The 12,936-nt window shown below is 65.8% G+C and carries 9 protein-coding genes and 1 pseudogene; 6 read left to right on the forward strand and 4 right to left on the reverse strand.

All coding sequences use genetic code 11. The features are described 5' to 3' along the window. Window positions 1-480 (forward strand): hypothetical protein, encoded by a 480-nt coding sequence (locus AC25MA_RS13530; RefSeq protein ID WP_062364169.1) that lies wholly within the window; start codon window positions 1-3, stop codon window positions 478-480. On the opposite strand, the gene nirD is transcribed toward AC25MA_RS13530, so the two are convergent. The 3 genes from nirD to AC25MA_RS13545 form a co-directional block, all read right to left on the reverse strand. Continuing rightward, window positions 473-841, reverse strand: a complete 369-nt coding sequence (gene nirD / locus AC25MA_RS13535; protein WP_280093116.1) for a nitrite reductase small subunit NirD — start codon at window positions 839-841, stop codon at window positions 473-475. The genes AC25MA_RS13530 and nirD overlap by 8 nt on opposite strands. After that, entirely contained in the window at window positions 841-3,393 is a 2,553-nt protein-coding gene (gene nirB / locus AC25MA_RS13540) for a nitrite reductase large subunit NirB (protein WP_486972101.1), read from the reverse strand. The genes nirD and nirB overlap by 1 nt, the downstream gene beginning before the upstream one ends. 260 nt (window positions 3,394-3,653) lie before the next feature. Next, a complete protein-coding gene (locus AC25MA_RS13545) occupies window positions 3,654-7,634 on the reverse strand; it encodes a bifunctional nitrate reductase/sulfite reductase flavoprotein subunit alpha (protein WP_486972102.1) in 3,981 nt (1,326 codons plus the stop codon). Window positions 7,635-7,929: 295 nt separating this feature from the next. On the opposite strand from AC25MA_RS13545, the gene AC25MA_RS13550 reads away from it, so the two are divergent. The 3 genes from AC25MA_RS13550 (at window position 7,930) to AC25MA_RS13560 (ending at window position 10,180) form a co-directional block, all read left to right on the forward strand. Continuing rightward, window positions 7,930-8,133: a ParD-like family protein gene (locus AC25MA_RS13550; RefSeq protein ID WP_028690147.1), complete on the forward strand. Its 204-nt coding sequence runs from the start codon at window positions 7,930-7,932 to the stop codon at window positions 8,131-8,133. Continuing rightward, complete coding sequence (gene map, locus AC25MA_RS13555) at window positions 8,130-8,918, forward strand: type I methionyl aminopeptidase (protein ID WP_028690146.1); 789 nt, start codon at window positions 8,130-8,132, stop codon at window positions 8,916-8,918. Before AC25MA_RS13550 ends, map begins: the two co-directional genes overlap by 4 nt. A 155-nt stretch (window positions 8,919-9,073) precedes the next feature. Further along, window positions 9,074-10,180 (forward strand): NADH:flavin oxidoreductase/NADH oxidase, encoded by a 1,107-nt coding sequence (locus tag AC25MA_RS13560; protein ID WP_028690145.1) that lies wholly within the window; start codon window positions 9,074-9,076, stop codon window positions 10,178-10,180. Between the two features lies 1 nt (window position 10,181). On the opposite strand, the pseudogene AC25MA_RS13565 reads toward AC25MA_RS13560, so the two are convergent. Next, window positions 10,182-10,379, reverse strand: a pseudogene (locus tag AC25MA_RS13565) (type II toxin-antitoxin system HicB family antitoxin); the annotation flags it as partial. 121 nt (window positions 10,380-10,500) lie between these two features. Here AC25MA_RS13565 and AC25MA_RS13570 point away from each other — a divergent pair. Next, window positions 10,501-11,184 (forward strand): tellurite resistance TerB family protein, encoded by a 684-nt coding sequence (locus tag AC25MA_RS13570; RefSeq protein ID WP_028690144.1) that lies wholly within the window; start codon window positions 10,501-10,503, stop codon window positions 11,182-11,184. A 128-nt stretch (window positions 11,185-11,312) separates the two neighbouring features. Continuing rightward, window positions 11,313-12,935: a methyl-accepting chemotaxis protein gene (locus AC25MA_RS13575; RefSeq protein WP_028690143.1), complete on the forward strand. Its 1,623-nt coding sequence runs from the start codon at window positions 11,313-11,315 to the stop codon at window positions 12,933-12,935. The last annotated feature ends 1 nt before the right edge of the window (window position 12,936 follow it).

The raw sequence follows: 12,936 nt of genomic DNA on the forward strand, positions 1-12,936 counted from the left end.
ATGATCGACCTGGAACACACGCTCGAACAGATCGGGCAGACTCGATTCTTCGGCAATCTGGGCAAGCCTGACATCCAGGATCCGCAGGTGATTCTCATCGCCTCGGTCGAGGCGGTGTTCGTGACCCCCTCGGACCAGGCGTTCCAGGGCTTGTACGATGCCACTCAATGGCTCCCCACCTCGGCGGGCGAAGACGATCCGTACTACCCGCGGCAAGAGACGACCAAAGTGCTGAGCGAGCAGCGCATGGCGCTGAACAGGGCAGTGATGGCCGCCACCCGCACGCTCGACAAGGCGCCGTTCATCTGCCGCCCGCACGACTTCAGCGAGGCCGCTCGCGGCGGCGCGGCCTTCGCGTTCCGTCAGTACGCCACCGAGCAGTTCTTCGGTCTGGGCGATCACTGGCGTCGGGTGGTCGACCTGTACCTGGCCGGGCACTGGCCGGTTGGGCATGCTCCCGGCAAACTGATTGTCATCTGAGTCTTTGTCCCAGTTCGACCGTCATACCACGGATACGCACTGGCCACACCGGCAAGCGCTGTGTCGGATCTTCCAGGCAGTTGCCGTTTTGCAGGCAGAAATGTTGCTTGTACAGCGGCGCCGCTACCACAACGGTTGCGCCCAGGCTGCCCACCAACCCACGCCCGATGATGTTCGCGCCCGAGCGTGGGTCACGGTTGCCGACGGCGTACAGCTCCCGCCCTTGTCCCGGCAGGTAGAACAACGCCACCTGCTCACCCTCGTGCCACACCACCACCCCGGAGTCGGCGACCAGGTCGCTGGCCTGGCACACCCCCTGCCAGCGGATTTCTCTGGCTGAAACCGTGTTGGACAGGTTCATCACATTGCCTCCTCGTGGGTGGGAATCAGCTGAAGCGGCGCAGCCGGTCGGCGTTGGCCACGCTCGCGCACGAAATGCACATCCGGATCGGCGCGCTGGTCGTTGACGAAAGTGCGGAAGCGCTTGAGCTTTTCCGGATCGCCCAGGGCGTTGGCCCATTCGCACTCGTAGCGCTCGACCACCTGCTGCATCTGCGCTTCGAGTTCGGCTGCCAGGCCCAGGCTGTCGTCGATCACCACCTGCTTGAGGTAGTCGAGCCCGCCTTCGAGGCCCTCGCGCCACACCGAGGTGCGCTGCAGCTTGTCGGCGGTGCGGATGTAGAACATCAGCACGCGGTCGATCAGCCGTATCAGGGTCTCGTCGTCCAGGTCGGTGGCGAACAGCTCGGCGTGGCGCGGGCGCATGCCGCCGTTACCGCATACGTACAGGTTCCAGCCCTTGTCGGTGGCGATCACGCCGATGTCCTTGCTTTGCGCCTCGGCGCATTCGCGGGTGCAGCCGGATACCGCGAACTTGAGCTTGTGCGGCGCGCGCAGGCCCTTGTAGCGATCCTCCAGGCGCAGCGCCATGGCCACGCTGTCCTGCACGCCATAGCGGCACCAGGTGCTGCCCACGCAGGATTTCACCGTGCGCGTCGACTTGCCATAGGCGTGCCCGGTCTCGAAGCCGGCAGCGATCAACTCGCCCCAGATCAGCGGCAGTTCGTGCAGCTGGGCCCCGAACAGATCGATGCGCTGGCCGCCGGTGATCTTGGTGTAGAGGTCGTATTTCTGCGCCACCTGACCGATCACGATCAGCTTCTGCGGGGTGATTTCGCCGCCTGGAATGCGCGGCACCACGGAGTAGGTGCCGTTTTTCTGCATGTTGGCCATGAAGGTGTCGTTGGTGTCCTGCAAAGGTACCAGCGCCGGGTCCATGATCGGCTGGTTCCAGCATGAAGCGAGGATGTTGCCCACCGCCGGTTTGCAGATGTCGCAACCCACGTGACCTTTGCCGTGGCGTTCGAGCAGTTCGCCGAAGGTGCTGATACCCTCCACCCGCACCAGCCCGTAGAGCTCCTGGCGGGTGTAGGCGAAGTGCTCGCACAGGCTCTTGTCGAGCGTCACGCCACGGGCGGTCAGCTCATGCTCGAAGACCTGCTTGAGCAGGGCAGCGCAGCCACCGCAGCCGCTGGCGGCCTTGGTGCAGCCCTTGACGGCGGCAAGGTCGCCGCAACCACTGTCGATGGCGGCGCACACCGCGCCCTTGCTGACGTTGTGGCAGGAGCAGATGGTCGCGCTGTCGGGCAGCGCATCAGCGCCCAGGGTCGGCGCGCCACTTCCTTGCGGCAGGATCAGCGATGCCGGATCGGTCGGCAGGGCGATGCCGTTCTGGGCGTACTGCAGCAGGGTGTCGTAGTAGCTGTTGTCGCCCACCAGCACCGCGCCGAGCACGTGCTTGCCACTGGCATCCACCACCAGCCGGCGGTAGGCGCTGTTGGCCTCGTCGATGAAGCGGTAGCTGCGTGAACCGGGCGTGGCGCCGTGGGCATCGCCGATCGAGCCGACATCCACGCCCAGCAGCTTGAGCTTGGTCGACATGTCGGCGCCGGTGAAATCGTCCGCCGTCTCGCCCAGCAGCCGCGCGGCCAGGTTGCGTGCCATGGCGTAGCCGGGGGCGACCAGGCCGAACACGCTGCCGTTCCACGACGCGCACTCGCCGATGGCGAAGATCCGTGGATCGCTGGTCTTGCACTGGCTGTCGATCACCACGCCGCCGCGCGTGGCGATCTCCAGGCCACAGGCCCGGCCCAGGGCGTCCTGTGGGCGGATGCCGGCGGAAAAGACAATCAGATCGGTCTCCAGGTGTTCGCCACCGTCGAAGTTCATCCGGTAGCGGTACTGCTCGCCAGCGCTGATCGACTGGGTCGCGCGGGACAGGTGCACGCCCACGCCCAGGGCCTCGATCCGCGCCTTGAGCGCCGCGCCGCCTTCGCTGTCCAGCTGTACCGGCATCAGGCGTGGGGCGAACTCCACTACATGCGCCTCCAGGCCCAGGGACTTCAGGGCGTTGGCTGCCTCGAGGCCGAGCAGGCCGCCGCCCACCACCACGCCACGGCGGGCATCTGCGGCGGCGGCGCGGATCGCATCGAGGTCCTCGAGGGTGCGGTAAACCAGGCGGGCATTGCCGCTGGAACCTTCGATTGGCGGCACGAACGGATAGGAACCGGTGGCCAGGATCAACTGGTCATAGCCCAGGCGGCCCTCGGCGGTGACCAGCTCCCGGCGCTCGCGATCGATGTCCAGCACCGCCTCGCCCAGGTGCAGGTGCACGCCGTGGCGGCTGTAGTAGTCCGGGGCGCACAGGGCCAGGGTCTCGGCGCAGCTACCGGTAAAATACTCCGACAGGTGCACCCGGTCGTAGGCGCGCTGGCGCTCCTGGCCGAACACATGCAGCTCGAAGTGTGCCGTGGCGCCGCGTTCGATCAGCTGCTCGACGCAGTGATGGCCGACCATGCCATTGCCGACGATGACCAGTCGTGCTCGTTGTGCCCCGTTCGCTGTTGCCTGCATAGCCGATCCTCGATCACGGAAAACGAAAAAGGCGCCTGGAGCCGAAGCTCCAGGCGCCTTTGCCTGTACTCATCAGTGTGAGGCCCCTGTTGACCGCCGTTGGTCGTTGGGGCTGTTGTGCATTGCTTGAGGCAGGGAGCGTGCCAGGCTCCCTTTAATTGCGGGGCAAGCCCGCTTTCACAAGGGTTACAGCTTTGGGCATGTGCTGGCCAGGTGGTGCGGGCGCACAAGCTGGGTGCAGCCCTCACCACCGTGGTGCATCAATACACATCCCGCCGGTAGCGCTTGTCCCGTCCCAAACCTTCGACATAGGCCGCTGCCGCGGTCTCGTCCAGGCCGCTGTGCTGCGCCACCACCTGGCGCAAGGCCGCATCCACATCCCGGGCCATGCTCTGGGCATCGCCGCAGACATACACATGCGCGCCGTCCTGCAGCCAGCGCCACAGTTCGGCGCCCTGTTCCAGCAGGCGTTGCTGCACATAGATCTTCTCCGGCTGGTCGCGGGAGAACGCGGTGCTCAGACGTACATGGCCCTGCGCTTCCCAGGCCAGCAACTGCTCGCGATAGTAGAAGTCGTGTGCCTCGTGCTGCTCGCCAAAGAACAGCCAGTTGCGGCCACTTGCAGCGCGTGCCTGGCGCTCTTCGAGGAAAGCCCGGAAGGGCGCGATGCCGGTGCCGGGGCCGATCATGACGATGGGCGTGCCGTCGTCGTCGGGCAGGCGGAAGTGTTTGGATGGTTGGGCAAAGATGGCCACTTCGACGTCCGCCGCACGATCAGCGAGAAAGGCCGAGCAGACCCCCTTGCGTTCGCCGTAGCGCACCGTGGACACCGTCAGGTGCACCTGCCCCGGATGCGTCTTGGGGCTTGAGCTGATCGAGTACAGCCGTGGCTGAAGGGGCTTGAGCAGTTCCAGCCAGCGGGCCAGTGGCCATTGTCGGGGAAACTCGCGCAGCACATCGACCAGTTGCCGGCCCCACAGCCAGTCCTTGAGCGCGGCCTTGCATTCAGGCTGCAACAGCTGTTGCAGAACTGGCGTGTTTTCGCTGAACGCTTCGAGCTGTCGTGGCGTGACACGGGTAATGTCCAGCTGCCGCTCCAGCGCCAGGCTCAGGGGCATCGGTTTCTGGCCTTCAAGCTCGACCACGGCCTGGCCATCGAGCTGCATCAGGCCAAGCAGTTCCTCGACCAGCGCCGGGCAGTTGCGCGGCCACACGCCCAGCGCGTCGCCGGGGTGGTAGTCCAGGCCGCTACCCGCCAGGTCGAACACCAGTTGACGGGTCTCCTTGGTCGAACCTGGGCCATTGAGCAGGCGGTTCTCCACCAGGCGTGCAGGCCATGGCTGGTTTCTGCCGTGAGGCTCGGCAGTCGGTGGCGCCGGCGTAGCGACCGTGTTTGTGCCGAGGGCCAGCAGCAGGGCCTCGAGCCACGTACTGAATGCAGCCTCGAAGTCCGGCTCGCACTCGACCCGCTCCAGCAGGCGCTGGCCGCCCAGTTCCGCCAGGCGCTGGTCGAGCTTGCGGCCAAAGCCGCAGAACTGGTCGTAGCTGGAGTCGCCCAGGGCCAGCACCGCGTAGGGCAGATTGGCGCAATCGGTTTCGCCCGCACCCTGCAGGGCCTGCCAGAATGCGGCGCCACTGTCCGGAGCATCGCCGTCACCGAAGGTGCTGGCAATCAGCAGTACGCTGGCGCAGCCGTGCAATTGCGCCGGGCTGACGCTTTCCATGCTGCTGAGCGCCACCATCAGCCCCGCCTCGCGCAGGCGTTGGGCGCAGCGTTCGGCCAGTGCCTCGCCGTTGCCGGTCTGCGAGGCCCACAACACGCGATGGCAAGGTGCTGCCGCCTGTGCTTGGGGCTGGGCGACCAGCCCCGCCAGCAGGCCATCGACGAACAGGCGCCGGGCCGGCGCCAATGGTGCGGTGGCCGGGAGGCTTGGCACACCCTCGGCGCGTGTCTGTTGCAGGCCAAGCAGGAAACCTTGCAGGTAATGGCGCTCCTCTTCGGCAAGCACCGGAGCAGGTTGTGTCTCCAGGCCCAGCAGGCGGGCGAGGGTGGCGGTCGGCATGGGGACGGGCTCCGCAGGAATGGTGACGTCCAGGTCGAGGACCTCGATGCGTTCACCCGCGACCCGTTCGAGGGTCACGGCGCAGTACTTGAAGGCCGGTTGCAGCGAGGTGGGGTCGACGGCGTCGCAGGTCACCGCGTTGATCGCCAACTGCTCGCCGTACAGGTCATTCCAGTGGAATGGCGCGAAGCAGCCGCCGGGCAACACCCGGTCGCTGAGGCGGGCCGGCAGCAGCGCCTGGCCTCGACGTGAACGGATCGCCACCTGGTCCTTGTCGCCGATGCCCAGGCGCCGGGCATCGGCGGGGTGGATCTCGACGAAGGGGCCGGGGTCGAGGCGGTTCAGGCTTGGGACCTTGCCGGTCTTGGTCAAGGTGTGCCACTGATGTTGCACGCGGCCGGTGTTGAGGATGAAGGGGTAGGCATCGTCCGGCAACTCGGCCGGCGCCAGCCAGGGTCGGGCATGAAAACGCGCCTTGCCGCTGGTAGTCGGAAAGCTCAGCGCCGCTGGCTGGCCGTCTGCGTCGTTGCGATAGCGCAGCGGGCTGCGGTTATCCTCGCGCCCCGGCGCGCAGGGCCACTGCCGGGGGCTGGCGCGCAGCCCGGCATAGTCGATGCCGCGCAGGTCGTAGCCGGTGTCCGGGTTATGGAAGCGGCGGATCTCTTCGAACACCGCCTCGGCGTCCGGGTAGTCGAAGGCATGCGCGTAGCCCATGGCACAGGCGATGCGCGCGATCAGGCGCCAGTCCTCCAGGCTCTCGCCAGGCGGCTCGACGGCGCGTGGCATCAAGGTCAGGTTGCGCTCACTGTTGATCATCACCCCCTCGCCCTCGGCCCACAGCGCCGCGGGCAGGAGGATGTCGGCGTAGCGGTTGGTCTCGGTGTCGAGGAAGGCGTCCTGGCTGATCACCAGGTGCGCCTGGTTCAGGCCGTCGATCACCTGCTGGCGGTTGGCGACGCTGGCCACCGGGTTGCTGCAGATGATCCAGCAGGCCTTCACTTCGCCGTTCTTGAGCTGTTCGAACAGCGCCACCGTGCCTTCGCCGCCCTCGCTGCGCAATGTGCCGGGCGCCAGCTGCCACTGCCGCTCGACGAAGGCGCGGTCCGCCGCCACCTGCGCCGAACGCTGGCCCGGCAGGCCCGGTCCCATGTAGCCCATCTCGCGGCCGCCCATGGCGTTGGGCTGGCCGGTCAGCGAAAACGGCCCGCTGCCGGGGCGGCAGATGGCGCCGGTGGCCAGGTGCAGGTTGCACAGGGCATTTGTGTGCCAGGTGCCGTGGATGCTCTGGTTCAGGCCCATGGTCCAGCAGCTCATCCATTCGCCGGCCTCACCGATCAGGCGGGCGGCTTCGTGGAGGTCGGCCTCGTCCAACCCGGTGATGGCCGCGACCCGTTCCGGGGTGTAGTCCGCGAGAAACGCCGGCAGGTCCTCCCAGCCCTCGGTGTGGCGGGCGATGAAATCCGCGTCGGTGTGGCCGTTGACATGCAGCAGGTAAAGAAGGCCATTGAGCAGCGCGAGATCGGTGCCCGGGCGCAGTTGCAGGAACAGGTCGGCCTTGTCGGCGGTGGCACTGCGCCGGGGATCGACGACGATCAGCCTGGCCCCGGCCTTGAGCCGGTCGAGCAGGCGCAGGAACAGGATCGGGTGGCAGTCTGCCATGTTCGCGCCGATTACCAGGAACACCTCGGCGCGTTCGAAGTCCTGGTAGCTGCCCGTCGGTCCGTCGGCACCCAGTGACTGCTTGTAGCCGCTGCCGGCACTGGCCATGCACAGGCGCGAGTTGGATTCGATATGACGGGTGCGGATGAAGCCCTTGGCCAGCTTGTTGGCCAGGTACTGGGCTTCCAGTGACATCTGTCCGGACACGTACAAGGCCACGGCATCCGCGCCATGGGTGTCGATGATCGCGCGCAACCGCGCGGCGGCTTCGCTGATGGCCATGTCCAGGCTGCAACGCGCCGGCTGCTGGCTGCGCTGGTCGCGCACGAAGGCGTGGGTCATGCGCCCGGCCTGTAGCGGCACATGGGCGCTCAGGCCCTTGGTGCACAGGCGACCGAAGTTGCTCGGGTGCTGCTTGTCGCCACTGACCTTGACCACCTTGGCATCGCTCACGTGCATGACGATGCCGCAGCCGACCCCGCAATACGGGCAAACACTGCGCACTTGGCTGTCGCTCATCGGCAATCTCCTGCTGACGAAACGACAAAGGCGCCGGCTGCCCGGCCTGCAAGCGGCAAGCGGGGCAACACGGCGCCTTCGTCGTGATGAAAGGGACCATCGGCGTTGATGGTCGCGATGGCAACCAGGCAGCAAATCCCGGGCCATGTCATCGCGGGTCAAGCCCGCTCACAGGTTCGATGGTTAGCTTGGCAAAGGCATGCACCAATACGGGGAACCACGCACCAACGGATGGCGCGTGCATACGGGCGGATATATGATTCGCGTACGTTTCATATATGCGAGTAACTACACCATGGGTATCGTCAAGATCTGCGACGACCTCCACGAAGACCTGCGCGTGGCCAGCGCCGCGCTGTCGCGTTCGATCAACGCCCAGGCCGAGCACTGGATCCGCCTCGGCATGCTGGCCGAACTGCACCCGCAAGCCACCTATCAGGAACTGCTGCGCCAGTTGCTGCGCCAGGAGCAGGCCAACCTCAAGGCGCTTCTGCAATGAGCAAGGTCATCCTCAAGGACGCCGCCGAGCTCGAGCTGATGCGCCGCGCAGGCCAACTGCTGGCCCGGGTGTTTGCCGACCTCGACGGTTTCATCCGCCCCGGAGTGACCACCATGCAGATCAACGACCGCGCCGAGGCCTTCATCGTCGAAACCCTCAAGGCCCGACCGGCGAGCAAGGGCCAGTACGGTTTCCCCTATTCACTGAACACCTCGGTGGACCATGTGGTCTGCCATGGCATGCCCAAGGCCGACGAGGTGTTGAAGGAAGGCTCGATCGTCAATGTCGATATCACCCTGGAGCAGGGCGGCTACATTGCCGACTCGTCGAAGATGTACGGCATCGGTCAGATCGGCGACCAGGCCCGGCGCCTGGTCGATACCACCTATGCCGCATTATGGAAGGGCATCGAGCAGGTGCGCCCCGGCGCGACGCTCGGTGATATCGGTCATGCCATCCAGGTCCACGCCGAGGCCGCTGGCTACAGCGTGGTGCGCGAATACTGCGGGCATGGCATCGGCAGGCAGATGCACGAGGCACCGGAGGTGCTGCACTACGGCCAGCGCGGCATGGGCATGAAGCTGCAACCGGGGATGGTGTTCACCATCGAGCCGATGATCAACCAGGGTGGGCGTGGGACCCGTGGTCTGCGCGATGGCTGGACGGTGATCACTCGCGATCACACGCTGTCGGCGCAATGGGAGCACACGGTGGCCGTGACCGAGAGCGGATTCGAGGTGCTGACCTTGCGTGAGGAAGAGCGGCAGGCTGCAAAGGGTTCCTAAGCACGGATGCCTGGGTCATGGTGCAGCCCGTCATCGGAACTTGGCGCTCAGGCTCGCCTCCCATCTTCATGGTCTAGTCTGAAACTACCGGTACCGGCCCACGCTCGACTACAACCGCCGGCCCGGAAACCATTGGAGTCCCTGGGAGGTGCCCCATGAGCCTGCTGCTCGAGCCATACACCCTGCGTCAGCTGACCCTGCCCAACCGCATCGCCGTTTCCCCCATGTGCCAGTACTCCGCCGTCGACGGCCTGGCCAACGACTGGCACCTGGTCCACCTGGGCAGCCGCGCGGTGGGTGGCGCGGGTCTTGTGATCAGCGAGGCCGTCGCGGTCACCGCCGATGGGCGCATCACTGCCGAGGACCTCGGCTTGTGGACTGACGACCAGATCAAGCCCTTGCAACGCATCACCCGTTTCATCACCGCCCAGGGCGCCGTGCCCGGTATCCAGCTGGCCCATGCCGGGCGCAAGGCCAGCACCCACAGGCCGTGGCTCGGAAAGCAAGGCAGCGTCAAGATCGAGGAGGGCGGCTGGCAGCCGGTCGGGCCGTCGAAGATCGCCTTCGATCCGCAGCACACCGCACCACGTGAATTGACCAAGGACGAGATCCAGGACGTGGTCGCCGCGTTCGTCGCCGCGACCGAGCGGGCATTGCAGGCTGGCTTCAAGGTGGTCGAGATCCACGCCGCCCACGGTTACCTGCTGCACCAGTTCCTTTCGCCGTTGAGCAACCAGCGCCGCGATGAATACGGCAGCTGCTTCGAAAACCGCATTCGCCTGACCCTGCAGGTTGCCGAGGCGGTACGCAAGGCCTGGCCGCAGGAACTACCGCTGTTCGTGCGGGTGTCGGCCACCGATTGGGTCGAGGATGGCTGGAACCCGGACGAGACCGTCGAGCTGGCCCGTCGCCTGCGCGCCCTGGGCGTCGACCTGATTGATGTGTCGTCAGGCGGGACCTCGGTCAATGCCGAGATCCCCACCGGCCCCGGCTACCAGACCCGCTTTGCCGAACGGGTACGCAAGGAGTCGGAAATCGCCACCGGCACCGTCGGCATGATCACCGAACCGGCCCAGGCCGAGCATATCCTGCGCACCGGCCAGGCCGATGTGATCTTCCTCGCCCGCGAGCTGCTGCGCGACCCCTATTGGCCGTTGCATGCCGACGACGACCTGGGCGGCAACAAGGCGACCTGGCCAGCGCAGTATCAGCGGGCCACCAGCCGGGCCAACCCCATCCACGAGTCGGACCTGCGCGACTGATTCAGCGACAGGCCGCCTGGCTGAGAATGTCGCTGACCCACTGGTTGATGCTCTTCTGCGCCAGCTCGGCCTCGGCCGCCACGCTGGCGTGGAGGGTGGGCTCCAGGCGCAGGCTGAGTGTTCCGGAGTAGGTCTTCTGCGGTTCGCGGCCCAGGCGCTTGCAAGTTTCGAGGTAGTCATCGACGGCTTCCTCGAAAGCGATTGGTTGAACAAACAAACCAAGCTGGGCAACATCCGGATGCAAATGCGTTAAGCGTGGCTTCAGCTTGCCGGCCTACTCTGCAGTCCTACCTACTTTGGATGCTTGCGAGGTCTGCCAGATGAACACCCGTGGTCTGCTCGATCAGCTATTGAAAACCGGTCAATCCATGCTGCAGAACCAACAGGGCAAGGGCACCCGTCACAAGGGCTCCGGGAGCCTTGGCAGCCTGTTGTCCGGTGCCGGCGGCGGCGCATTGGCGGCTGGAGCGATGGGCCTGCTGCTGGGGAACAAGAAGGCGCGCAAGTACGGCGGCAAGGCACTCGCCTACGGCGGGCTGGCCGCACTTGGCGTGCTGGCCTACAAGGCCTATGGCAACTGGCAGGCGCGCCAGGGCGCGGGCAATCACGAGCCGCAAACCCTCGACCGTCTGCCGCCGGCCCAGGCCGAGCAGCATAGCCAAGCCGTGCTTCGGGCACTGGTGGCAGCGGCCAAGTCCGATGGCCATATCGATGAACGAGAGCGGGCATTGATCGAAGGCGAGTTCACCCGCCTGGACAGCGACCGTGAGTTGCAGCACTGGCTGCATGCCGAACTGAACAAGCCGCTGGACCCGGCCGAGGTGGCCCGCGCCGCGCAGACGCCGGAGATGGCCGCCGAAATGTTCCTGGCCAGTGTGATGATGGTCGATCAGGAGAACTTCATGGAGCGTGCCTATCTCGATGAACTGGCCCGCCAGCTGCGCCTCGACCCGAACCTGCGCCAGGAACTGGAGAATCAGGTCAGGCTTGCCGCAGGTCAGTGAACCGGCATTTGGCCGCCTGAACGGGCACGGACGCCTGAATACCGCTGCATTCAGCCGCAATTGAACGGGAAGCCTGGGCTATACTTCGGCGATTTTTCCCGCTCGTATCGAATTCCTGAGGGCTGAATGTGAAGAACTGGACCTTGCGCCAACGGATCCTGGCAAGTTTCGCCGTGATCATCGCCATCATGCTGCTGATGATTGTGGCCGCCTACTCGCGGCTGGTGGCGATCGAGTCCAGCGAGGAAGCCGTGGGGTCCGACAGCATCCCCGGCGTCTACTACAGCTCGATGATCCGCAGTGCGTGGGTCGACAGCTACGTCACCAGCCAGCAGTTGGTGGGGCTGTCGAACCACCGCGAGATCACCTCGGCCGACCTGGAGCTGTTCAAGGGCTTCAACGATCGCCTCAAGAAACACATGGCCAGCTACCAGGCGACCATCCGCGACGCCGCCGACCAGGCGGCGTTCGACGACTTCACCCGTCTGGAGGAGGAGTACGTCAAGCTCGTCGACCAGGTCCTGGAGACCTACCGCCAGAAGAACTACCCCGAAGCCCAGCGCTTGATCATGGATGTGCTTACGCCGGCCTGGAAAGAAGGGCGCCAGCACCTGAACGAAGTGATCGAGCGCAACCGCGAGTCCGCCGACAAGGCCACCAACGACATCGTCAGTGCGGTGAACACCGCCAAAGGCAGCATGGTCGTCTCGCTGCTGCTGGCCATTATCGCCGCCGGTGTTTGCGGACTGCTGCTCATGCGCCAGATCACCGCACCCATGCAACGCATCGTCCACGCTCTGGACGGTCTGCGCTCGGGTGATCTGAGCATGCGCCTGAACCTGGACCGCAAGGATGAGTTCGGCGCGATCGAGGGTGGTTTCAACGAGATGGCCGAGTCCCTGGCCAACCTGGTGGCCCAGGCCCAGCGCTCGTCGGTGCAAGTGACCACCTCAGTCACCGAGATCGCGGCCACCTCCAAGCAGCAACAGGCCACCGCCACCGAAACTGCCGCCACCACCACCGAGATCGGCGCCACGTCGCGGGAAATCGCCGCCACCTCGCGGGACCTGGTGCGTACCATGACCGAAGTCACCAGCGCCGCCGACCAGGCCTCGAGCCTTGCCGGCTCCGGCCAGCAGGGCCTGGCGCGCATGGAAGAAACCATGCACCAGGTGATGGGCGCCGCCGACCTGGTCAATGCCAAGCTGGCGATCCTCAACGAAAAGGCCAGCAACATCACCCAGATGGTGGTGACCATCGTCAAGGTCGCCGACCAGACCAACCTGCTGTCGCTCAACGCCGCCATCGAGGCCGAGAAGGCCGGCGAATACGGTCGTGGCTTCGCCGTGGTCGCCACCGAGGTGCGGCGCCTGGCCGACCAGACCGCCGTGGCCACCTACGACATCGAGCAGATGGTGCGCGAGATCCAGTCGGCGGTGTCGGCCGGGGTGATGGGCATGGACAAGTTCTCCGAGGAAGTGCGCCGCGGCATGTTCGAGGTGCAGCAGGTCGGCGAGCAACTGAGCCAGATCATTCACCAGGTGCAGGCGTTGGCGCCGCGGGTACTGATGGTCAACGAGGGCATGCAGGCCCAGGCCACCGGCGCCGAGCAGATCAACCAGGCGTTGGCCCAGCTAAGCGATGCCAGCACCCAGACCGTCGAGTCGCTGCGCCAGGCCAGTTTCGCCATCGACGAACTGAGCCAGGTGGCCGCCGGGCTGCGCGGTGGTGTGTCGCGGTTCAAAGTCTGAC

The organism is Pseudomonas sp. P65(2024) (assembly GCF_057480955.1).